Annotated in this window: 21 protein-coding genes and 1 pseudogene; 15 read left to right on the top strand and 7 right to left on the bottom strand. The window is 53.1% G+C overall.

The genetic code is table 11. The features are described from left to right. Positions 1 to 4: 4 nt before the first annotated feature. Genes cbiM through ACR0DU_RS18015 form a run of 4 tightly spaced genes read left to right on the top strand, consistent with a single transcriptional unit; the run spans position 5 to position 2,623 of the window. Positions 5 to 616, top strand: coding sequence for a cobalt transporter CbiM (cbiM, locus tag ACR0DU_RS18030; RefSeq protein WP_010443467.1), 612 nt, complete (start codon positions 5 to 7; stop codon positions 614 to 616). After that, a complete protein-coding gene (locus ACR0DU_RS18025) occupies positions 613 to 1,194 on the top strand; it encodes a cobalt ABC transporter permease (protein WP_480876351.1) in 582 nt (193 codons plus the stop codon). The genes cbiM and ACR0DU_RS18025 overlap by 4 nt, the downstream gene beginning before the upstream one ends. Next, positions 1,194 to 1,976, top strand: coding sequence for a cobalt ECF transporter T component CbiQ (gene cbiQ, locus ACR0DU_RS18020; RefSeq protein ID WP_010443469.1), 783 nt, complete (start codon positions 1,194 to 1,196; stop codon positions 1,974 to 1,976). The genes ACR0DU_RS18025 and cbiQ overlap by 1 nt, the downstream gene beginning before the upstream one ends. Further along, the gene (locus tag ACR0DU_RS18015) at positions 1,973 to 2,623 is read left to right on the top strand and encodes an energy-coupling factor ABC transporter ATP-binding protein (RefSeq protein ID WP_480876349.1); all 651 of its coding nucleotides are present in this window, start codon (positions 1,973 to 1,975) and stop codon (positions 2,621 to 2,623) included. Before cbiQ ends, ACR0DU_RS18015 begins: the two co-directional genes overlap by 4 nt. Positions 2,624 to 2,700: 77 nt before the next feature. Here the strand turns inward: ACR0DU_RS18015 and ACR0DU_RS18010 are convergent, their stop codons facing one another. Next, positions 2,701 to 3,948 (bottom strand): glycosyltransferase family 2 protein, encoded by a 1,248-nt coding sequence (locus ACR0DU_RS18010; RefSeq protein ID WP_480876347.1) that lies wholly within the window; start codon positions 3,946 to 3,948, stop codon positions 2,701 to 2,703. Positions 3,949 to 4,186: 238 nt separating this feature from the next. On the opposite strand from ACR0DU_RS18010, the gene hpaR reads away from it, so the two are divergent. After that, positions 4,187 to 4,627: a homoprotocatechuate degradation operon regulator HpaR gene (gene hpaR / locus ACR0DU_RS18005; protein ID WP_170543853.1), complete on the top strand. Its 441-nt coding sequence runs from the start codon at positions 4,187 to 4,189 to the stop codon at positions 4,625 to 4,627. A 35-nt stretch (positions 4,628 to 4,662) separates the two neighbouring features. Here the strand turns inward: hpaR and ACR0DU_RS18000 are convergent, their stop codons facing one another. Beyond that, on the bottom strand, positions 4,663 to 6,015 hold the full coding sequence (locus tag ACR0DU_RS18000) for an aminotransferase class III-fold pyridoxal phosphate-dependent enzyme (protein WP_480876345.1): 1,353 nt from the start codon (positions 6,013 to 6,015) through the stop codon (positions 4,663 to 4,665). A 25-nt stretch (positions 6,016 to 6,040) separates the two neighbouring features. Then, positions 6,041 to 6,826, bottom strand: coding sequence for an IclR family transcriptional regulator (locus ACR0DU_RS17995; RefSeq protein WP_170543858.1), 786 nt, complete (start codon positions 6,824 to 6,826; stop codon positions 6,041 to 6,043). 124 nt (positions 6,827 to 6,950) lie between these two features. Between ACR0DU_RS17995 and ACR0DU_RS17990 the strand changes: the two genes are divergently transcribed. From ACR0DU_RS17990 to ACR0DU_RS17960, 7 genes are all read left to right on the top strand, one after another. After that, positions 6,951 to 7,883 carry a tripartite tricarboxylate transporter substrate binding protein gene (locus tag ACR0DU_RS17990; protein ID WP_319544464.1) on the top strand — a complete coding sequence of 311 codons (933 nt, stop codon included), beginning with the start codon at positions 6,951 to 6,953 and terminating at the stop codon, positions 7,881 to 7,883. A gap of 62 nt (positions 7,884 to 7,945) precedes the next feature. Next, positions 7,946 to 8,482: a tripartite tricarboxylate transporter TctB family protein gene (locus ACR0DU_RS17985; protein WP_170782002.1), complete on the top strand. Its 537-nt coding sequence runs from the start codon at positions 7,946 to 7,948 to the stop codon at positions 8,480 to 8,482. 8 nt (positions 8,483 to 8,490) lie between these two features. After that, on the top strand, positions 8,491 to 10,023 hold the full coding sequence (locus ACR0DU_RS17980) for a tripartite tricarboxylate transporter permease (RefSeq protein ID WP_319544465.1): 1,533 nt from the start codon (positions 8,491 to 8,493) through the stop codon (positions 10,021 to 10,023). A gap of 7 nt (positions 10,024 to 10,030) precedes the next feature. Then, a complete protein-coding gene (locus ACR0DU_RS17975; protein ID WP_480876342.1) occupies positions 10,031 to 11,515 on the top strand; it encodes an aldehyde dehydrogenase in 1,485 nt (494 codons plus the stop codon). Positions 11,516 to 11,541: 26 nt separating this feature from the next. Then, on the top strand, positions 11,542 to 12,777 hold the full coding sequence (locus tag ACR0DU_RS17970) for a Tm-1-like ATP-binding domain-containing protein (RefSeq protein ID WP_480876340.1): 1,236 nt from the start codon (positions 11,542 to 11,544) through the stop codon (positions 12,775 to 12,777). Between the two features lie 20 nt (positions 12,778 to 12,797). After that, on the top strand, positions 12,798 to 14,087 hold the full coding sequence (locus tag ACR0DU_RS17965) for an aminotransferase class III-fold pyridoxal phosphate-dependent enzyme (RefSeq protein ID WP_170782006.1): 1,290 nt from the start codon (positions 12,798 to 12,800) through the stop codon (positions 14,085 to 14,087). Further along, positions 14,084 to 15,016 (top strand): phosphotransferase enzyme family protein, encoded by a 933-nt coding sequence (locus ACR0DU_RS17960; protein WP_480876339.1) that lies wholly within the window; start codon positions 14,084 to 14,086, stop codon positions 15,014 to 15,016. Before ACR0DU_RS17965 ends, ACR0DU_RS17960 begins: the two co-directional genes overlap by 4 nt. Before the next feature lie 60 nt (positions 15,017 to 15,076). Here the strand turns inward: ACR0DU_RS17960 and ACR0DU_RS17955 are convergent, their stop codons facing one another. From ACR0DU_RS17955 to ugpB, 4 genes are read right to left on the bottom strand one after another with little or no spacing between them, the layout of a single operon-like run. Then, the gene (locus tag ACR0DU_RS17955) at positions 15,077 to 16,132 is read right to left on the bottom strand and encodes a sn-glycerol-3-phosphate import ATP-binding protein UgpC (RefSeq protein ID WP_480876337.1); all 1,056 of its coding nucleotides are present in this window, start codon (positions 16,130 to 16,132) and stop codon (positions 15,077 to 15,079) included. Between the two features lie 3 nt (positions 16,133 to 16,135). After that, positions 16,136 to 16,972 carry a sn-glycerol-3-phosphate ABC transporter permease UgpE gene (gene ugpE, locus ACR0DU_RS17950; protein WP_010443483.1) on the bottom strand — a complete coding sequence of 279 codons (837 nt, stop codon included), beginning with the start codon at positions 16,970 to 16,972 and terminating at the stop codon, positions 16,136 to 16,138. 20 nt (positions 16,973 to 16,992) lie between these two features. Beyond that, entirely contained in the window at positions 16,993 to 17,874 is an 882-nt protein-coding gene (ugpA, locus tag ACR0DU_RS17945) for a sn-glycerol-3-phosphate ABC transporter permease UgpA (protein ID WP_010443484.1), read from the bottom strand. Positions 17,875 to 17,931: 57 nt separating this feature from the next. Further along, positions 17,932 to 19,242: a sn-glycerol-3-phosphate ABC transporter substrate-binding protein UgpB gene (ugpB, locus tag ACR0DU_RS17940; protein WP_010443485.1), complete on the bottom strand. Its 1,311-nt coding sequence runs from the start codon at positions 19,240 to 19,242 to the stop codon at positions 17,932 to 17,934. A 181-nt stretch (positions 19,243 to 19,423) separates the two neighbouring features. Between ugpB and ACR0DU_RS17935 the strand changes: the two are divergent. From ACR0DU_RS17935 to ACR0DU_RS17925, 3 genes and pseudogenes are all read left to right on the top strand, one after another. Further along, a pseudogene (locus tag ACR0DU_RS17935) lies at positions 19,424 to 19,603 on the top strand (helix-turn-helix domain-containing protein); the annotation flags it as partial. Between the two features lie 54 nt (positions 19,604 to 19,657). Continuing rightward, positions 19,658 to 20,338 carry a LysR substrate-binding domain-containing protein gene (locus ACR0DU_RS17930; RefSeq protein WP_480876468.1) on the top strand — a complete coding sequence of 227 codons (681 nt, stop codon included), beginning with the start codon at positions 19,658 to 19,660 and terminating at the stop codon, positions 20,336 to 20,338. A 260-nt stretch (positions 20,339 to 20,598) separates the two neighbouring features. Next, the gene (locus tag ACR0DU_RS17925) at positions 20,599 to 22,575 is read left to right on the top strand and encodes a bifunctional 2',3'-cyclic-nucleotide 2'-phosphodiesterase/3'-nucleotidase (RefSeq protein ID WP_480876334.1); all 1,977 of its coding nucleotides are present in this window, start codon (positions 20,599 to 20,601) and stop codon (positions 22,573 to 22,575) included. Positions 22,576 to 22,682: the final 107 nt, after the last annotated feature.

The raw sequence follows: 22,682 nt of genomic DNA, 5'->3' as shown, positions 1-22,682 counted from the left end.
CCTTATGCACATTGTAGATGGTGCTCTTTCGAACCCTGTCGTAATCGGCGGTGCGATCGCTGCTGCAGGCGGGATTGCAATGGGGCTGAGGTCGCTGGATCTGGATCGCATTCCCACAGCGGGTGTTCTGTCAGCCAGTTTCTTCGTTGCTTCGCTGATTCATGTGCCGATTGGCCCATCTTCTGTGCATCTGATCCTGAATGGCCTGGCCGGGCTTTTGCTCGGTTGGGCCGCCTTTCCGGCTTTGTTTGTAGGGCTGCTGTTACAGGCTGTATTCTTTGGATTTGGCGGATTGACTGTGCTTGGGATAAATACGCTGAATATTGCCCTTCCGGCGGTACTGACCTGGATGATCTTTGGCCGCCTCATCGCCCGAGGCTCGGCCATTCAGGGGGCGATTTGGGGCGGTATCGGGGGGGCGTTCTCAATCGCAGCCACAACCGCGTTTGTTGCCATTTCGCTGGCGATGTCCGGTGACGCGTTCCTGCCTGCGGCCAAGCTGGTGTTTTTCGCCCATATACCGGTTATGGGCATTGAAGCCATGCTTACGGGGTTTGCCGTGATGTTGGCGCGCAAGGTGAAACCGGAACTGTTCAAAAAGGCGGTTTTAACATGAAACAACTGGTTGTTATTGCCACGCTGATGCTCACACCGATTTCGGCCCTCGCACACAAGGTCATCGCGGGGGTTTTCCCCGCTGGCGAAGCGATCGAGGGTGAGCTGGGGCTCTCCAATGGCGATATGGCAAGCGACCAGGAAGTTTTCGTCTACGGCCCCGATGGTGCTGAACTAGGTAGCACCGTTACCGATGGGGACGGGTTCTTTTTGTATATCCCCACAAAACCTGTTGCGCATACCTTCAAGGCCGATCTTGGCGCGGGCCATGTGGCTGAAGTGACCATGTCCGCAAACGAGGTGGCCGAGATCATGGGAGTTGCCGCTGAGGTTGCGGAGATCGGCGCTCAGCCTGCGACTTTTGCAAGCGTTGGAACCGTGATGGTTGCGTCTCTGTCCGACCAAGAACGCGCCGCGATCGCTAAAGTGGTGCGTGACGAAACCCGCCCCCTGCGCCGAGAAATTGCCGCCTATCGCGAACATAACGATATGCAAAGTATTTTGGGGGGCATCGGGTATATCGTTGGTCTCTTTGGCATCGGGTTCTATTTCGCCGCGCGCCGGAAGATGGCCGCCTGATGGCACATGCACTGGAACCCCAGGCCAAAACTCTGGCCGAGGCAGGTGGGAGTGAGCCCTACGGGGTGATCGCGGATTTGGATCCGCGGATGCGCATCGCGATAACATGTCTCTTTGCCGTCGTCACCGTTGCACTAAGTTCAATCCCGTCATTATTGACCGCGCTTTCAGTTTCGATCGGGCTGTTGCTGATGTCGCGTTTGCCCATTCGCAGAACTCTCAAACGTATGGCGATGATGGACAGCTTTATCATCTTCATGTTGGTGCTTTTGCCATTCTCCATGCACGGAGACACCATGTTCACCCTCTTTGGATTTGCGGCAAGCTGGCAGGGGTTCTGGAAAGCCATTGAGATCGCGCTGACGGCAAACGCCGTGATACTGGCGCTGATGGTCCTGGTCGGGTCGATGGAGCCTGTCACATTAGGTCATGCATTGCACAAACTTCGCTGCCCGGAGGTGCTTGTGCATCTGTTGATGTTCACGATCCGCTATATCGAGGTGCTGCGCGAAGAGTACCTGCGTCTGTGCGGCGCGATGAAGGTCAGAGGTTTCCGTCCGGGCACCAACTGGCACACCTATCGCAGCTTTGGTTATCTGGTCGGTATGATGCTGATCCGCGCCATTGAACGTTCCGAGCGCATTCTGGACGCGATGAAGTGCCGAGGGTTTTCGGGCCGGCTTCTGTTGTTGCAAGAATTTAACCTGACCCGACGGGATTATTGGTTTGCCACGATGATGTGTGCGATTTGTGTCAGCCTTCTCATTCTGGATTTTCAATGACGATCCTTGAGCTCGAAGACATTTGCTTTTCGTACCCGGGTCAGGCCCCGGTACTGGACGGGGCTTCACTGCAGCTTGAACCTGGCCAGCGATTGTCGATTGCAGGTCCCAATGGTTCAGGAAAATCCACACTATTTCGCATTGTCCTTGGCCTTCAAGCGCCCTCTTCTGGGCGCGTGAACATCTTTGGTAAGGATAGGTGTGTCGAGGCTGACTTTCACGAGGTTCGCCGCCGTATAGGATTGGTGTTCCAAGACCCTGACGACCAGTTGTTTTGCCCGACCGTGGCGGAAGATATCGCTTTTGGCCCGCTCAATCTTGGGCGCAGCACGACCGAAGCGCTTGCCATCGTTGACAAAGTGCTGAGCGATCTGGATTTGATGCATCTGCGAGACCGTATCACGCATAAACTTTCAGGTGGTGAAAAACGGTTGGTGACCCTTGCCACCGTACTCGCGATGGAGCCTGAGGCGTTACTATTGGACGAGCCGACCAACGCGCTTGATGCCAAGAATGAAGCACAGCTTCTGGAAATTTTGCAGGGATTACCTCAGGCAATTCTATTGGTTAGTCATGCCCCTGCGTTCCGCCTCTCGTTGGCGCCCGAGACCCTCGAACTCCGACGTGGGCAGCTTGTAACGGTGTGAGGCTGATACGCTGCGATCGGATGCCGCGCGTTGGCAGTAACCATCAGATCCAATGGAATAGGCAGATCAACCGAAAATCATGTTGGTTGGTTCAACGCCATTAGATCGGGATTGGCAGAGACATTCCCTCGTTCGGGTAGAACCGCTGAATGACGCGAGCGATTGCCCGCAATCATAGACAGCAAGAACCCGGAAAAAAACGTTTGCACCCCAATAACAATCATCGTGAACGCAGCGATCAAAGTGCGCATCTCGTTCAATGCCGCAAAGTCCGAGGCAATCCAGCCAGAGGTGATAGTGGCTGCCCAGATCAAGCCGCCAAATGTCAGGACAAGCCCGGCCAGAATCCAATATTGCAAGCGCGAATATCCCAACAAGACCCGAGCGCGTTCTGTTGGCAGTCGCAGTCCATCTCTATAGCTGCACATCAGTGCCGCCATCCACAGCACCACCGTCTGAAAGGCCAGGACCATGGCCGCACTCGCCGCGACGGCCCAGTGATCGCCGATCCTGAAGCCACCGATCAGCGCCATTTCCTGATCTCCGCTAAGTTGCAATAGAACGGTGATTGCAAATCCTGCGAGGAACAGGACCAGTGCAGGCACCAGAAACAGCCAGGTTGGGCTGAGCAAAAACATGTATATCAGGTGCCGAAGCCCATCTCTCCACGGATTCAAATGTGGTGCCCTACCGCGTCCGTCAGGGGACAAGGTTACAGGAACCTCGGCTATATTCAGCTTCCGCAGCACAGATTTCAGCAGCATCTCGGAAGCAAATTCCATCCCGGTTGAAGATAGGTTGAGCCGCTCCAATGCCTCTCGCCGGATGGCGCGGATGCCACAATGGGCGTCACCGATACCAGTGCGAAACAAAATTCTAAGAATGCCCGACAAGGCGGGGTTGCCGATATAACGGTTCTTCCAGGGCATTGCGCCGGGCTTGATTTCGCCACGAAACCGGTTGCCCATGCATAATTCGGCACCATTCATCAACTTTTCGATCATCGGAACCGCTTCGACGAAATCATAGGAACAATCGCTGTCGCCCATCACCAGATAAGTGGCGTCGCTTGCGGCAAAACCACCAATAAGGGCAGCGCCATAACCGCGTTCTTGAATGTTTACGACCCGGGCACCGGCCTTTTCAGCTAGGGCTTGACTGCCGTCCGTGCTGCCATTGTCTGCAACGATTACTTCGCCTGATATCTGGTATCGCTCAGCGAGTATCTGCAAGGCTTGTTGCGCTCTGACTACACAGGAAGAAATCGTTGCCGCCTCGTTCAGGCAAGGCATAACGATAGCGACCGAGTTTTCGGCTGGCACCATAGTTCAGATAGCTCCCAATAGCGGATCGTAACATCAACAATAAAAGATAATAGCCATAATAGTGTCCAAATCGTGGCCTTAACTGGCCGCAGTTGGAACATTTCGCTTGAAAGGGCTTGCTGGAAATTCTCCGAAGCGGCGGGCGCTAGTTACAGATAAATCTACAATAACAGGCACGGTCGCAGGAACTTGCCTTGTTAAACTTTGCAAACCAAGAATTGACGATTAAGAAGGTCATATGAATACTCAGTCTCATACCAAAAGTACCGCCCGATCTCTTCCAATTGCGCTTTTGCGCGCGCGTGAAACTGTTATGGCACCCATCCGGGATATGCTGCAGGGTATTCGCCTGACTGAACAGAAATGGCGAATTCTGCGCGTACTGGATGAGTTGGGAGAGGTGGAGCAAAGCACTATTGCACATGAGGCTTGCCTGCTATTACCCAGTGTGACCCGAATTCTACGGACGATGGAGACAGACGGGCAGATTACGCGCCGTCAAGACAACGAGGACAAGCGCCGGACTATGGTGCAGATCACCGACGCGGGTCGAATGATATTAGAGAACAATCTCGCCACATCGCTTGCAATATCGAACAATATCGAAGCGCAGCTGGGGCGTGAAAAGCTAGATCAACTTCTGGATCTTCTCGAGGAGCTGCAAGAGGTTAAAGTCTGACCCCGTCCTGGGAAAAAACGAGGTCAGTAGACAAGTCAGAGACTGGCCAGTCCGGTATCAAGCGCCGAGAGGATTTTGGCCACATCTTCCGAAGTGATCACCAGAGGTGGTGACAGGATGATGTTATTGCCGGACACACGAACCATTACACCGTCTTCATAGGCTGTTTTTTGTACCTGCAGAGGCAAGTGTTTCGCGATCGGTGCCTTTGTTTCGCGGTCTGAGACCAATTCCAGCGCACACATGAGGCCCTCACCCCCACGCACGTCACCGATGACGTCATATTTTTCAGTCAGCTTTTGCAATCCGGAAAAGAGTTCGTCTCCGCGGGCGGCGGCGTTTTCCCAGACCCGAAGGCGGTTAATTTCGGACAGTGCGGCAAGTGCTGCCGCTGCGCCGACTGGATGGCCCGAATATGTATACCCCTGATCAACCGATGCCAGACCAGTGGTGTCGGTTTCAAACACCTCGGCCACTTCGCCAGAAATCAACGCTGCACCGAAGGGAAAATAGCCATTGGTAATCGCCTTAGCCGTGGTCATGATGTCTGGTTTCACGCCCCAATGCCGCGCACCGCTTTCGCTGCCTGTTCGACCAAAGGCGGTGATGATCTCGTCCGAAATCAACAAAATCCCGTGTTTCGAGCAAACCTCGCGCACCATGGGCATGAAGCTGTGATGTGGTGGGATCACTCCCCCTGCGCCGAGAACGGGTTCCATAATGAACGCCGCAACGGTATTCGCACCCTGAAATGCGATTTCGGCTTCTAACGCTTTTACGCAAAGCTGCGCTAGCCGTTCTGGATCGGTCTCATCAAACGGGTTGCGATAGGTCCAAGGCGCGGGGACGTGAAAACATCCCGGCAACATGGGCTCGTAGGCTGCGCGAAACTTTTGATTACCATTGACCGACGCAGCTGCAAAGTGCGTGCCGTGATAACCCTGCTTCAGACTGATGAACTTGGTGCGGCCGGCCTCACCGCGAATTTTGTGGTATTGGCGGGCCATTTTCAGGGCGATCTCGACCGAGTCCGAACCGCCCGACGTGAAAAACGCGCGTGTCAGGCCATCAGGTTCAAAGAACTGCGCAAGCTCATAGGATAGTTCGATTGCCTTGTCGTTGCTGGTCCCACGAAACGTGGAATAGTAGGGTAGGGCGTTCAACTGGTCCGCAATCGCCTGCTTTACTGGTTCGCAGGAATAGCCCAGATTCACGTTCCACAGACCACCGACTGCATCCAGTGCCCGGTGGCCATCAACATCCACGATGCTGACCCCTTCACCGCCACTTAGAATAGTGGGAGGGTTTTTTTGACTGTCCGCCGGATGGGCCATCGGATGCCAGAAATATCGCGCGTTGTTTTCTTTCAGGAAGTTTGAGTCTTTCATGGCTCTCTCTGTCGTCGTGTCGGTATCAACTGGTCTGCAACTGATTCAGGCGGTAGGTGGCAGGAAACTGTCCGCCATAGACTGATGTGATCTCCTTTGAGGCAATGCTCAGTGCGTCGAGCACGGCACTCCGCAGGTCCGATGTGACCCGAGGCTGCGGAATGACGCAGGCGATGGCTCCAATCGCGGTTTGTTCCTCGCCGAAGATCGGTGCGGCGAACCCGTGTACGCCTGTTTCATAGCCGCTCACACTTTCGCACCACCCTTTCTGCCGTGTTTCATTGACCAGATCCATCAGGCGATCGGGGTTTGTCAGGGTGTGTTCGGAATAGATTGGTAGCGACCCATCCAGTACGTGTTGCAATAGATTTCTGGGGCCAAACGCCAGTGAAACGATGCCCGAGGCGGTCGCATGCAAAGGCAAAATTTCAGAGGCGCCGATACTTATGCGAACGGAATGAGCCTGTGTTTCTTCAACCAAAGTGGTTTGCAGTAGATCGGATTTCAAAAGTGACATGTGCATCGTTTCATGCACTTTCAGCACCTGCGCCTTCATAATTTTTCGGGCTGCCGTCAGCCGTGGTTTGGCGGCCTCTCGTAGATTGGCCAAACGAAGGGGGGCGGTTCCGATCGAATACAGTTTGGATTGTGGATCCTGTTCGACCATGCCGTAGTCCGCTAGATTCGTCAGATACCGCAGTGCAGTCGCCTTGTTGATCTGATTCATCCGAGCAATCTGCGACAACCCAAGCTCAGGTTGTTGCAGAGAAAAGCTATCCAAAAGTTTCAGTACTTTCAGTGCAGTCCCCATGATCCAGTCCTTTGTTTCACAATTATCTTGACAGAAAGAGCTTAACACAGCAACAATAAAGCTTAACACAGCAATAAAAAAATTGATACTGTGTTTCAATATATGAACCGCTTGGGAGGACGTAATGAAAAAATTCATGGCTACTGCCGCAGCAATGGCCCTCAGTGCCAGCGCTGCTTTGGCTGAATATCCTGAAAAACCCGTTTCTTTTGTTGTGCCATGGCCACCGGGTGACCTTGAGGATGTGCTTACCCGCCTCATCGCCGACGAATTTCAGGCGATGTACGGTGTTCCCGCAGCAGTGGTTAACAAGCCCGGTGGTGGCGGAGGCCCGTTCCCTGGCGCGGTTGAAGTGGCAACAGCTCCGGCGGATGGATATACAGTAGGCTCTTTCGTTATAGGCGTACCGGTGATCGGCCCCGACATTGGTATTCCCGAGTTGAACCCCAATCCGTTTGACCCGATTGGCATTTTTCTGACCTACCCATTTGTGATCGCATCTAGCAAGGACGCGCCCTTCTCGACTTGGGCGGAACTGGTAGAGCACGGTAAGGAAAACGACGTTGCCTTGGGGCATTTCGGCTCTGTATTGCCACCCACACAGGTGACATTTGCAGCCGCTGTCAGCAGCGGGTTTGATTTCGCGAGCGAAGCCGCTTTCGACGCACTGGACTGCAACACATTGGCTTCGGGCGACGTGGATGTGATCAACACCACGCTTCAACTCATACTTCCCTGCTTGGATCAGGTGAACGTCCTGGCCAGCATCGGAGGAGAGCGGATATCGCTGGTTCCTGACACGCCAACCATTGTTGAACTTAACCCTGATCTGCCTTTGGCACTTTGGAACGGTCTGTTCGTGCACAAAGACACTCCAGCCGATGCACGTGAAAAGATCACCGCAGCCGCGCAAAAGGCCCTGAGTTCCGATAAGGCCAAGCAGCTTGCCGAGGAAACGGGTGCGCTGATCTACTGGCAGGATCCAGATGCGTCCAACGCACAGATCGAACAAGACAAAGCCTCGTTCGCCAAAATCGAAGAGATTCTGGGCGAATAACATGAAACTGGCCCGGCAGCATCAAATCTGCCGGGCCAGTTTCAATCAGGGGAGGGGTTTAGATGATCGCGAAGACCTTACAGGACATGTTCAAACGGTATCGCCGACCTGGTGATGTTGTATTCGCAGTGCTCTTCCTTGGTTTTTCGGTTTTTCTGCTGACGCAATTGGGTGAGCAGACCAAAGCCGTAAAGCGGACCAAATGGTTTGCCCAGCCCAACCTCTGGCCCATGATCTCGCTCTGGGCGATGGTCATCTTTGGGTTCCTTCACTGGCTGAGCTCAGCCATGTCCCCCCGTCTTCTTGGTCGCTGGACAGAAGTCGGGTTCTGGGTGCGATCGTTTGAATATGTCGCATATTTTTTGGTTTACGTGATGCTGGTTCCCATTTTGGGATACCTGCTGTCGACCGTTTTATTTGCTGTTTTTCTGGCGTTACGAACTGGGTTTCGGGGCGCAAGAACAGTCGGTATCGCGGCTTTGTTCGGTGTTTTTGTTACTGTCGTTTTCCGAGCCTTCCTACAGGTCAAAATCCCTGCTGGTGCTGTTTATGAATATCTGCCCGACAGCGTTCGCGCCTTTGCGCTGACATATCTCTGAGGTTCGAAATGGAAACACTATTTTCTGGTCTTTCGATCCTTGCGCAATGGCAGGTAATTATTGCGCTGCTGATCGGGTCAATCGGCGGGGTCATAATAGGTGCTCTTCCCGGAGTTGGTGCACCCGTTGCCATCGCAATTCTATTGCCAGCAACATTTGCTTTTGAGCCGATTGTCGGTCTGACATTGCTGCTCGGAATATACGGGTCGTCCATGTATGGCGGCGCAATCCCGGCGATTTTGATCAACACGCCTGGTACGGCCGTGAACGCGCTGACAACGTACGACGGTTACCCAATGACTAAACGCGGGCAGGGGCACCGGGCGCTATCGCTGGCATACTCGGCCTCGTTCTTTGGTGGGGTCTTCTCGATCATCTGTCTGATGATCCTGTCGCCGGTGCTGGCTTTGATCGCGCCGCATTTCGGTAGCCGCGAAATTTTTCTAGCCGCTTTGCTGGGAATTATCTTGGTGGTGCTTGCCCACCGCGGACAAATATTTGCTGCGGGAATGCTGGCCGCCTTCGGTATTTTTCTAAACACTGTGGGTTTGGAACCGGTCAAGTACACGCGTCGGTTTACATTTGACCAAAGTTGGCTTGCCTCAGGTATTGACTTGATCGTTGTGGTTTTGGGCTTGTTTGCGATCAGTCAGGCGTTGCTGCTGCTTCTGGAAAAGAACCATGCACCCGGTAAAGCGCATGTCAGCGGCAGCATTTTCGCGGGCCTGAAAGAGCTTTTGGGTATCAAGCGCGTAGCGACTGTGTCTTCAAGCATTGGTGTCTTCATGGGAATGGTGCCTGGCACCGGTGAATTCACATCGCAGTTTTTGTCATACACCTATGCTCAGAAAACCTCGAAGGATCCCGATAAGTTTGGCGATGGATCACCCGAGGGACTGGTGGCATCCGAGGCGGCCAATAACGCAGTTCCGGGTGCTGCGATGATCCCGCTGCTTGCGTTGGGTATTCCGGGTGAAGCGCTGACGGCGATGATGCTGTCGGTGTTTTATGTCCACAACGTCATTCCTGGCCCTCAGCTGTTTGAATCTCAGATGGACTTTGTGATGGCGCTGTATATGGCGCTGATCTTGTTGAATGTTATCGTTCTGGTGTTCCTGCTGTTTTCGACAAACCTGCTTCTCAAGATTATCCAGATACCAACTCGCTTTCTGGGGATCATGATATTGGTGTTGTCTTTTGTTGGTGTTTATTCGCTGAGGAACTCGATAACAGATTGTGCGCTTGCGGCGGGTTTTGGTGTCTTTGGTCTTATTTTGAAACGGTTGGATTTGCCGATTGTGCCAATCATTCTTGGAATGGTTCTTGGTGGTATCATGGAGGTGAAACTTCGTAGCGCCATGGCGCGGGTGAAAACCCCACTCGACTTTGTCGACCGGCCAATCGCGGCCATCCTGTTTGGCTTGATACTGCTGATCCTGATCCTTCATTTCCGCACTCTGTATTTCGAGTTCAGAAACAAGTTGCGGCCCGAGCCTACGGCTGAGCCTGTTGATGCCGACCACCCAAACCAACAAGGGTAATCCTTTAATGATCCAGTCAGAAATCGACGCTCTTCGCGGCAAGGTGTTGACGCCCCGAAACCATTTTATCAATGGGAGTTCTGTCCCTTCGAATGAAGGCAGAACACGCGATGTTCTGTCGCCGATAGATGGTCAGGTTCTGACGCAGATTGCCGAGGGTACACCTTTTGATATGGATGCGGCCATCGCTTCCGCGCGGGCGGCTTTTGAAGATGGTCGTTGGGCACGGCGCGCACCATCTGAGCGTAAGAAAATCCTTCTGAAGCTTGCCGATCTGATCGAGAAACATGCGCTGGAGCTTGCGGTTTTGGGAGTGCGTGACAATGGCACCGAAATAACGATGGCCATGAAGGCCGAACCCATGTCTGCGGCTGGAACTTTCCGTTACTACGCCGAGGCAATAGACAAGGTCTATGGCCAGATCGCACCCACTGCCGGAAATGTCCTTGGGCTGATCCACCATGCGCCGGTCGGTGTCGTCGGGGCGATTGTGCCTTGGAACATGCCGATGATGATCGGAGCGTGGAAGCTGGCCCCGGCCCTGGCGGCGGGTAATTCGGTAGTTCTGAAGCCTGCGGAAAGCTCATCTTTGACGCTGTTGAAACTGGCTGAACTGGCGGTCGAGGCGGGTATTCCAGAGGGCGTATTAAATGTCGTCACAGGCTCGGGTCGGGTCGTGGGCGAGACCCTGGCGCTGTCGATGGATGTGGACATTCTTGTTTTTACGGGTTCGGGCGCAACGGGGCGTAAGCTGCTTGAGTATTCGGCGCGTTCAAACCTCAAACGTTGCTACCTTGAACTTGGTGGAAAATCCCCGAACATCGTATTCAATGATGCAACTGATCTTGCGCAGGCGGCGAAAGTGTCGGCCGCGGGGATATTCCGGAACTCAGGTCAGATTTGCGTTGCGGCGTCACGTTTGCTTGTTCAGGCAGATATTCATGACGATTTTGTCGCAGAGTTAGTCGAGAACGCCGAAGCGATGCAGGTCGGGGATCCTCTAGACCTGAACAACCACATTGGAGCGGTGCACTCCCTGTCCGAATTGGATGCGAACCTGGAATATGTCAAAAAGGCGCAGGTGGAAGGTGCTGAACTAGAACTTGGTGGTGACCAAATTCTAAAGGACACTGGTGGTTACTATATGGCCCCGACCGTTATGACGGGAGTCCGCTCGACTGACACTCTGTTTCGAAACGAGGTGTTCGGCCCAGTTCTGGCCGTGACCCCGTTTGAAACAGAGGAAGAGGCGATTCAACTGGCCAACAGTACAGAATATGGACTGTCCGCTGGCGTCTGGACATCTAACCTCAGCCGTGCGCACCGGATGGTGGCAGGCATCCGCTCGGGTGTGGTGCATGTCAACACATATGGCGGTTCGGATCTCACTGTTCCCTTGGGTGGGGTGAAGCAATCCGGTAATGGCCACGACAAATCCCTTCATGCGCTGGAGAAATACAGCGATTTGAAAACAGCGTGGATTCAACTCTGATCCCGGAACTTCAAAGGAGAGCCCCCATGGGTGACAAAACCATTTTGTTGATCGGGACCTACGACACCAAAGATCCAGAGATGCGGTATCTAGAGGAATGCATCGTAGCGCAGGGGGGAAATGTTCTGACGATGGATGTTTCCGTATTGGGCGACCCGTCCCAACCCACGGACATTTCCAAACATGATGTTGCTGCAGCATGCGATATGACCATCGAAGACGTGATCGCGTTGGGCGATGAAAACAAGGCTTTTCGCGTTATGTCAGAAGGGGCCGCCAAAGTCGTTCGCGACGCCCTGTCCAAAGGGCGCTTTGATGCCATGTTGGCAACGGGTGGCACAATGGGAACCGATTTGGCGCTCGATTGTGCGCAAGCGATCCCCATGGGAGTGCCTAAATACATTGTGTCGACCGTCAGCTTTTCCCCATTGATCCCACCACATCGCTTAGCACCAGACATCCAGATGATCTTGTGGGCCGGAGGCCTGTACGGGATGAACGCGATCTGTCGTTCCTCTCTTTCGCAGGCTGCGGGGGCTGTACTTGGTGCAGCGCGTGCTGTTGAGCCACCAAAGTCCGAACGCCCGGTGGTGGGTATGACGTCACTGGGTTCAAGCTGTTTGCGCTACATGAAGATCCTGAAACCGGAGCTGGAAGCCCGCGGTTTTGATGTGGCCGTTTTCCATTCGACTGGGATGGGGGGTATGGCGTTCGAAAAGCTCGCGGGCGAAGGCGCCTTTGCGTGCGTGATGGATTTCTGCATGCAGGAATTTGCCAATATGTTGGCGGGCTCGCTGGTCTCATCAGGCGAAGATCGCCTGACCAATGCGGGCCGGGCCGGAATTCCGCAAATGGTTGCTCCAGGCGCGCTGGACTTGCTGGATTTTGCGGGTTGGCAAGACATCCCCCCGCAGTTTTCCGACCGCCCGTTCCACGAGCATAACCGCCTGATAAAGAGTGCTGTGTTCAACGCGGATGAACGTCGCAACGGAATCCGGGAGATGGCAAAACGTCTAGAACAAGCCACTGGTCTGACCCATTTCTTCCTACCGGTTGGTGGAGTTGAGGAATGGGATCGTGAGGGTCAGGAGGCGTACGATCCCGAGGGTCTTGCCGCCCTGATTGACGAGGCACGTAATGTGATGCCTGCGGTCGTAAATACAACCGAGATTGACGCGCACATCAATGATCAGGCCTTTGCGGATGCCGTTCTCGCTCAGTTTGACGAATGGGTCGCTGAGGGCGTTGTGCGCAAAGTGTAACCTCATCTGGAGGGTAACAATTGACCAGATCGAACGCTGAGTTGATCGCAGATCGCGCCCGACTGCTGGGTCCGAATGTCTCCACATTTTATGACAACCCAGTTCACATCGTGAAGGGCGAGGGTGTTTGGCTGTGGGACGCCGACGGGCGCAAGTATCTGGATTGCTACAACAATGTGCCACATGTTGGGCATTGCAACCCGCGCGTGGTCGATGCGATTTGTCGTCAGGCCAGCACGCTGAACACTCATACGCGATATCTTCATGACGGCATTCTCGACTATGTCGAAAAGCTGACCAGCACCGTGGATGACCATCTGGATACCGCCATTCTGACCTGCACTGGTTCCGAGGCCAACGATATTGCCCTGCGAATGGCCGAAAGTATGACCGGCAAGCGTGGAATCATCGCAACGGATGCGACTTATCATGGCAATACCTCACTCGTCAGCCAGCTTAGCAAATCAAACGTTCCGACGGTTGGATTTGGCCTTGGTCAATTTTTTCGTTTTGTCGCTGCGCCAGACAGCTATCGCAACCCTGATCCCGAGGGGATGAGATTTGCAGAATCTGTAGCTGAGCAGATTGCCGAGCTTGAAAAATCAGGTATCGGGTTTGCCGCATTGGTTGTCTGCCCGTATTTTCTGAACGAAGGTTTCCCGGATAATCCGGACGGTTGGCTGAAGCCTACTGCCGAGGTTGTGCGTAAGGCGGGTGGACTGCTGATTTGCGACGAAGTTCAATCCGGGTTTGGTCGTACAGGCACGCATATGTGGGCGCATCAGAAGATGGGCGTGGTGCCGGATGTCATGACATTGGGTAAACCGATGGGGAATGGCCATCCGATCGGAGGGGTTGTCACCAACTCGGAAATCCTGGGAACATTCAGAAAAGGTTATCGCTATTTCAATACGTTCGGGGGCAACCCGGTCTCTTGCGCTGCAGCCATTGCCGTATTGGAAGAAATCGAGGACAAGCACCTGCTTGAAAACGCCAGAAAAGTCGGCGCGCACGCTCGTATGAGGATAACTCGATTAGCGAAAAAGCATGAGTTCATTGGTGATGTACGCGGTTCAGGTCTGATTTTCGGCGCCGAGATGGTACTGGATCGGGAAACGAAGCAACCCGCCAGTGCATTCACAGATCGAGTAATCAATGGCATGCGGGAACGGGGCGTCATTCACTCAAAGCTGGGGCGTCACAAGAACACACTGAAGATACGTCCACCGATGCCGTTCTCGATCGAGAACGCAGATCTTTTGTTTGATACGCTGGATGAAGTTCTGGCCAAAACTCCGCTATACGCATGAATTTGGCGGTTAATCAGGCGTTGGAGCTGTGGGGGATGCAGGGTGCATCTTACCATTTGATCGCGGCCCGTGAAAATCAGGTCTTCCGCGTCGATATCAATGGTTCCTCTTATGCGCTGCGATTGCATCGAGCGGGGTATCGTACCAATGAGGAATTGCGATCGGAACTTCAGTGGATGGATGCGGTATCGCGCGGCGGATTACATGTGCCAGCACCGATTGCCTCGGCGTCAGGAGATTTTCTGCATATCGCTGATGGGGTCCAAATTGACGTTTTGTCCTGGCTGAACGGTGCGCCAATGGGCGCAACGGGTCAGCCGCTGGAGACAAAAGACCGAACCTCACTATTCCTAGGCATCGGGCGTGAAATGGCACGGTTGCATCACGTTTCGGACAGGTGGGTGTTGCCTGACGATTTTGACAGATGTTCCTGGGATCGGAATGGTCTGCTGGGGAGTAACCCGTTGTGGGGCAGATTCTGGGAAAACCCGACTTTGTCTGCCGAGGACCGCGTATTGTTTGAGGCTTTGCGCGGAAAGATGGCGACCGAATTGACCCAACTGGAAGATACGTTGGACTACGGTCTGATCCATGCGGATTTGGTGCGCGAAAACATTCTGGTTGATGGAGATCGTCTTCAACTCATTGATTTTGACGACAGTGGCTTTGGGTTTCGCCTGTTTGATCTGGCTACGACATTACTCAAGAATTTGCAGGAGCCAGACTATCCTGAATTGCAAGAGGCTTTGCTCGAGGGTTACCGGTCTGAACGACCCCTGGATGACAGCGCGCTTGATCTCTTTTTATTGCTGCGTGCGGCGACCTACGTGGGTTGGGTAGTCGACAAACTGTCGGAAGAAGGCTCTGAACTCCGAAATCAGAGATTCATTGATACAACACGCAAGCTTGCGCTTCGATATCTGGGTTAGGGGTGCTTTGTGCGCCGACATATTGAGTGATCAACGACCATAAAACCGCCCAGAGGGCCATCAATCCTCAAGTCGCTTACCGGTATCCGGATCAAACAGGTGCATTTGCTCGGGGGCGACCGAGAACCTTACCGCAGGATGCCGCCCTTCGATTGGGTGTACGCCGGGGAGGCTTGCTGTGATCACATTATGGCTGCCTGTCAGGCGACCGTGTAGCAGCGTATTTGCGCCCAAAGGTTCAGCCATCTGAATTGCGGCTTCCAGCGGGCCATTTTCATCCATTGACAGGTGTTCTGGCCGGATTCCCAGTTTTACCGAGGTATCTGGGCCTTGAGATGGACCAATTTCCACGTCTTCAATTTTGATCACTCCACCTACACGCCGCGCGTCAATGATATTCATCGCGGGACTGCCGATGAATTGAGCCGCAAACAGGGTTTTTGGGGATTCATAGACGTCCAGAGGTGTACCGATTTGCTCGGCGATCCCGCCGTTCATTACGATCATTCTGTCTGCCATCGTCATGGCTTCGACCTGATCATGTGTGACATACAGGGACGTAATCCCCAGCTTTTCCTGAAGCTCGCGGATCTCCAGGCGCATTTGAACGCGTAGTTTCGCATCAAGGTTCGAAAGCGGTTCATCAAAAAGAAACACTGCTGGTTCACGAACGATGGCGCGTCCCATTGCAACCCGCTGCCGCTGCCCGCCCGACAACTGTCTGGGCTTTCGGTCTAGCAAGGGTTCCAATTGCAACAGCTTTGCTGCTTCGGTCACCTTTTGATCGATCTCCGCCTTAGGTAACCCGGCAATTTTTAGTCCATATCCCATGTTCTGGCGTACAGACATATGCGGGTATAGCGCATAGTTTTGGAATACCATCGCGATATCCCGATCCATCGGTTCTTTGTCATTTGCCCGCTCGTCTCCGATGCGGATTTCACCCGAAGTCACGGTTTCAAGACCTGCCACCATGCGCAAAAGCGTGGATTTGCCGCATCCTGAAGGCCCGACGATAACGATGAATTCTCCGTCTGCGATATCAATGTCGATACCATGAATGACGTCTGTGGGGCCAAAGCTCTTTTTGACGTTTTCTAGGGTTACAGTTGCCATTTCTTACTTCTCGCTATCGACAAGGCCGCGAACAAACAGTTTTTGCATCGATACCACCACAATAACCGGCGGGATCATGGCCAGTATCGAAGTTGCCATGATGACGGGCCATTCGGCCACATCATCGCCGGATGGGAACATCTGTTTGATGCCCATCACAATGGTATTCATCTCGGGATCCGTGGTGATGAGCAACGGCCATAAGTATTGGTTCCAGCCATAGATGAAGAGGATTACGAACAAGGCCGCGATGTTGGTTCTGCTCATCGGCACTACAATGTCGACGAAAAATCGCATCGGCCGCGCACCATCTACCCGCGCCGCTTCAGCAAGTTCATCCGGGATTGTCAGAAAGAACTGCCGGAACAGGAAAGTGGCAGTGGCTGAGGCGATCAATGGGAAAATCAGCCCGTAATAGCTGTTTAGCATGCCAAAACCGGCCACAACTTCGAATGTTGGAACAATCCGCACTTCGACAGGTAACATCAGTGTCAGAAAGATCAGCCAGAAGAAGGTCGTTCGCCCCGGGAAGCGGAAGTAGACGATTGCAAAGGCCGACAGAAGTGAGATCACAATCTTGCCAACGGCAATACCGATTGCCATCACCAGACTGTTGAACAGCATGGTAGCGACAGGTACGTTTACTCCGGCAAAAAGGGCTGCTCGGTAGTTCTCCCAAAATTGATCACCCGGCCAGATCGGCATAGGGGGCGAGACGATTTCAGGCTGGGATACTGTTGAGGCAACAAAAGCCAGCCAGATCGGAAAGAATATGATCAGGACGCCCAGGACCATAAAGGCGTGGGTTAGCCAGATACCCGCGCCTCGTTTCTCGACCATTCCGTGTTGCTGGGCCGCCATCAGTAATGCACTCTTTTTTCGACGTATTTGAACTGGATCACCGTTAGCAAACCAACCACGATCAACAGGATGACGGATTGTGCCGACGAAGACCCAAGATCTTGCCCGACGAACCCATCGGAAAACACCTTGTAGACCAGGATCGTTGTGGCTTGTTGCGGACCACCTCCGGTGATTGTGTGGATAACACCGAATGTCTCAAAAAACGCATAGACGACGTTGACCACCAGCAAAAAGAAGGCCGTAGGCGACAGCAGTGGCAAAACAATTGTGAAGAACCGGCGCCAGAAATGCGCCCCATCGATTGCGGCTGCCTCGATGACTGACTTTGGCACGGATTGCAGCGCCGCAAAGAAAAACAAAAAGTTATAACTGATGCGCCCCCACGCGGATGCGACAACGACCAGCCCCATTGCTTCTGCGTCATTCAGAACGTGGTTCCAATCATAGCCGAGTTGGCCAAGATACCAGGAAACAACTCCGACGCGTGTGTTGAACATGAAAAGCCAAAGCACACCAGCAACAGCAGGTGCGACTGCGTAGGGCCAGATCAACAAGGTACGGTAAACACCCGAGCCTTTGATCAACCTGTCGGCAATGACTGCAAGAAAAAGTGCCGGAATCATCGAGCACAAGGTGACAAGCGTCGAAAAGATCGCCGTTGTTAAGAAGGATGCACGATAGAATTTGTCGCTGAGAAGGAATTCAAAGTTACCGAGCCCGACGAATTGAGATGACAGCCCAAACGGGTCAGGAATAAACAGCGACTGCCAGATTGCCTGCGCCGCTGGATAGAAGAAAAATATGGCAGAGACGATCACCTGAGGTGCGATCAGAAGCAGAGGCAGCAACCAGCCCCGAAAGGTGACGCGTTTTTCCAATTTAGTGTCCCACCAAAAAAGAAATGCGGGCCGTTAAAGGCCCGCATGATATCATTTTTATTGATTGGCTGATTCAAACCGGCGCAACAACGCGTCGCCACGTTCCTTGGCGCTGTCCATCGCTTCCTGAGCCGTCTTGTCACCAGACCAGATGGCCTCGAGCTCTTCGTCAATGATTCCGCGAATCTGGTCGAATGACCCCAAACGCAAACCTTTTGAGTTTGCGGTTGGTTCTTTCGCAGTCATCTGGATAACCGCGATATCTGTGCCGGGATTGTCTTCATAGAATCCTGCCGCGCGGGTTGCATCTCCCGCTTCAGCAGTAATCGGAAGATAGCCGGTATTCTGGTGCCAATTGGCCTGTACATCTGACGATGACAGGAAGCTCAGGAACTCTCCAACTCCTTTGTAGGCTTCGGGGTCGTGCCCTTCCATCACCCACAGGGAGGCACCACCGATAATGGTGTTCTGAGGTTCGGCTGTAACACCTTCCCAATAGGGCAGGGGCCGCACGTCAAAATCGAACTCAGCTTCCGAGCTGATGCCCGCGTAGCCCGCCGAGCTTTCTGTGAACAAGGCGCATTCTCCGGCCCGGAAGTTGGCTCCACCTTCGTTTCTGCGACCGGTGTAGATGAATTTACCGTCCTTGGCCCAATCACCCATTGCGCTTAGGTGGGCCACTTGCACCGGACCATTCAGCATCAATTCGGTGTCCAGACCGGCAAAACCATTATCTTTCGATGCAAATGGTACATCGTGATAGGCTGACATGTTTTCCAAGTGAACCCAGCTTTGCCAAGCAGTGACAAGCGGACATTCTTCACCGCCTGCCTTTAATTGATCAAGAACCTCGCCAACTTTTTCCCAAGTGGAAAGATCGGTATCAGGATCGACTCCTGCTGCCTCCATCGCATCGCGATTGACCCAAAGAACGGGTGTGGAAGAGTTGAAGGGCAATGACAACATGTCGCCATCGGTAGTGGTATAATACCCTTTTACAGCGCCGATATACGCGTCGGGATCAAATGACGCGCCACTTTCGGCCATCACTTCATAGACTGGTTTGATGGCACCTTCAGCGGACATCATTGTTGCGGTGCCAACTTCGAATACCATCAGAATGTGGGGTTGTTCGCCAGCGCGGAACGCGGCGATACCTGCATTCAGCGTTTCCGAGTAATTACCTTTGTGGCTTTCAACCACGACAAACTCGTCCTGGCTCGCGTTGAATTCTTCAACCTGGGCTTTCACCAGATCACCAAGACGGCCGGTAAAGGCGTGCCAGAACTGGACTTCGGTTTGAGCCATTGCCGCTACAGGGGACAAGGCAGTTGCTACGGCGAGAGCGCCGAAAAATCTCTTTTTCATGATTCCTCCCATGCATCAGGTTCGATGCTTCGTTGAATACCGACCGCTACGGGTAAACGGCACACATGACGATTTCACGACGTTAGCGTTACAGAAATATAATTCAAGACCTTAGTATTGATAAAAAAAATAATACGGCATTATATTCGTGAACGAAAAACTGGGAAATACTGGTTCAAACATGCGACAAACCCTGAGAATCAGACAGCTTGAAGCCCTTATGGCAGTGACGACCAATGGATCGATCACTTCTGCAGCCACTGATCTTGGGGTCAGTCAGCCAGCTGTGAGCCGATTAATATCTGATCTGGAGAAGTCACTTGGGTTTCAGCTTTTTGATCGCCGCGAGGGGCGGTTAGTGCCGACGCAGGAAGTTCGGTATTTGCAGCCCAGCGTAGAGCGTGTTCTGGAGCTGATGAAGCAGATCACCGACGTCAGCCAGGATATCACGCAACGAAAGGCGGGACATATTCGCGTTGCTTGCCTGCCCGGATTTGCAACCAGCCACCTGCCACAAGTTGTCGCCGAATTTCTGAAAGACCGCCCAGGCGTCACCATGACAATCGAGCCGGATCGGCCCGAGCGCATTCTTGAATGGATGATCGGTGAACAATATGATTTTGGGATCACCGACAGTTTTATCAGCCACCCGGCCGTGCAAAATACAGATGTGCACTTACGCACGGTTTGTGTATTTCCAAGCGGTCACGAGCTGGAAAGCCTTTCCGAAGTTACACCCGAAGAGCTTGAGAACGAGAAAGTCATTCACACCCGCCGTGATAGCGACTTTTTTGCGCGCCTTTCGAAAGCGTTTCAAAGCGCAAATATCTCACTTAACTCTCACATTGAGGTCAGGCAATTTACAGCTGCCTGTGAACTCGCCTTAAGAGGTGCGGGTGTCTCAGTAGTGAGCGAACTTGATGCGGTTCAATATGCCCATCTTGGACTGTGCTACAGGCCATTCGTACCGGTGTTACCTCATACACTTTCTTTAGTACGCCCCATATTGAAACAGCCATCTTTGATAACATTGGAGTTTATTGAACAGTTCAGCGAAAGCTTGAACCCGTTTCGCGTCAAATCGATTATGCGCTGATCGCTAAGCACTTGTAATTCTGGGATGTTCGTCGATTTGACATGTGCCTGCCTGCGCTTCATCAGTTTTGGTCTGGTTAATGTCACAAAATAAATTCCAAATTGAGACCTTGATGAGCTTTACGCTCATAGGGTTTGTCGGCACAGTATCGTCAATCTTAACCATAGTTCGATACTTGATCGGCTTAGGTGATCTTTATTCATCTTTGTTACAATCGCCATCTACAAAGCGTTTCGAACATATTTCCAGAAAGGTGTGATATGCCCTTTTCCAGCAGTAAGCTCTCTCGCCGTAAGTTTCTTGCCACAACGACAGCCAGTGCAGCTGCGATTACTCTGCATCCGTTCTCTGCGTCTGCTGCCAACAATCAGGCTCATCTAAGGATCATGGAAACAACAGACATCCATGTGCATGTTTTCCCTTATGATTACTACGCAGATAAACCACGGGACACCGTGGGCCTGTCACGCACGGCATCTATTATCAACGACATCCGATCAGAGGCGACTAACTCGCTTCTTGTTGACAATGGCGACTTTCTGCAGGGCAATCCGATGGGTGACTATATCGCCTATGAGCGCGGAATGAAGGCGGGTGACAGCCACCCGATTATCGCTGCATTCAACACGGTCGGCTACGATGCTGCCACCTTGGGCAACCACGAGTTCAATTATGGTCTGGAGTTTCTTGATAAAGCGCTTGCCGGGGCCGACTTCCCAGTGGTTCTGGCCAATATTGCCAAGAAAAAAGGGGCCAGCCCGCGCGATGACGAAACTCTGGTGAAGCCCTATGCCATTCTTGATCGCGAGATTGAAATGGGGGACGGCTCCAAACATCCGATCAAGATCGGCGTCATCGGTTTCACTCCGCCGCAGGTCATGAATTGGGATCGTAAACACCTTGAAGGCAATGTCGAAGCCCGCGATATCGTCGAGACAGCGCAGGCTTACGTACCCGAGATGAAAGAGCAAGGCTGTGATCTGATCATAGCACTTTCGCATTCAGGTATAGGTGAGGCCGATCATTCGGAAGGAATGGAGAATGCCTCGGTCGTTCTTGCCGGTGTTGACGGTATCGATGCCTTGGTCACCGGGCACAACCATTTGGTCTTCCCATCTCCAACATTTGCGGACCGTCCCGGTATTGACGTGGAAACCGGAACTTTGATGGGTAAGCCCGCCGTCATGGGTGGATTCTGGGGATCGCATCTTGGCCTGCTTGATCTGTTGCTGGAACGAGATGGTAACGTCTGGCGTGTGGTCACCACCACTTCCGAGGCACGGCCGATCTCCAAACGCAACGAAGATCGGTCAATAACTGCGCTGGTCGGAGATGATCAAAAGGTTCTCGACTCGGTGGCGAAAGATCACGACGAAACGCTGGCCTACGTCCGCCGCGCTGTGGGTAAGACTTCGGCCCCATTGCACAGCTATTTCGCATTGGTTGCCGATGATCCGTCTGTGCAGATCGTTTCGATCGCGCAGAAATGGTATGTCGAAGAGATGATGAAAGGCACCGAGCACGAGGGTCTGCCAATCCTTTCGGCAGCGGCGCCATTCAAGGCTGGCGGCCGTGGCGGCCCGGAATACTACACTGATGTTCCCGTCGGTGACGTTGCGATCAAGAACGTGGCCGATCTTTATCTTTACCCAAACACAGTTCGTGCCGTACGGGTAAACGGGGCGCAGGTTCGAGGCTGGCTTGAACGTTCGGCGGGCATGTTCAATCAGGTTGAGGTAGGTTCTGAAGACGCGATCCTGCTGAACCCGGAATTCCCATCATATAATTTCGATGTGATGGACGGTGTGACCTATCAGATCGACCTTTCACAGCCGTCCCGCTTTGGTCCAAAAGGCGAAGAACTTAATCCAGATGCAGCCCGGATCGTGAACCTTGCCTTTAATGGTGCACCGGTCACGGATGACATGGAGTTCATTATCGCCACCAATAACTACCGAGCATCGGGCGGGGGCTCTTTCCCCGGCGCAAAGGGTGACACAGTTGTTTTTGAGGCTCCGGACACCAACCGGGATGTCATCGTCCGCTATATTGTCGAGCAGGGTACAATTGATCCTAAAGCAGATGCCAACTGGTCATTTGCGCCGCTCACCGACACGACCGTATTGTTTGAAACCGGGCCAAAAGCGCGGGACTACATGAATGATGTTAAAGGCGTTGTCATCGAAGATGCGGGAGAAGGTGCAGATGGCTTTGCAGCGTTCCGCATTAAGCTCTGACCTGTACGAGATTAAAAAACCCCCGCTTTTTTGGCGGGGGTTTTGAGAGTTTACTCTGCGGCTTCTTCGTATTCTGACATTGGAGGGCATGTGCAGATGAGGTTTCG

The sequence above is a fragment of the Ruegeria sp. G2 genome (assembly GCF_056533505.1).
Note: the sequence above shows the minus strand (reverse complement) of the source record. Positions and strands in the feature narration are given on the sequence as shown.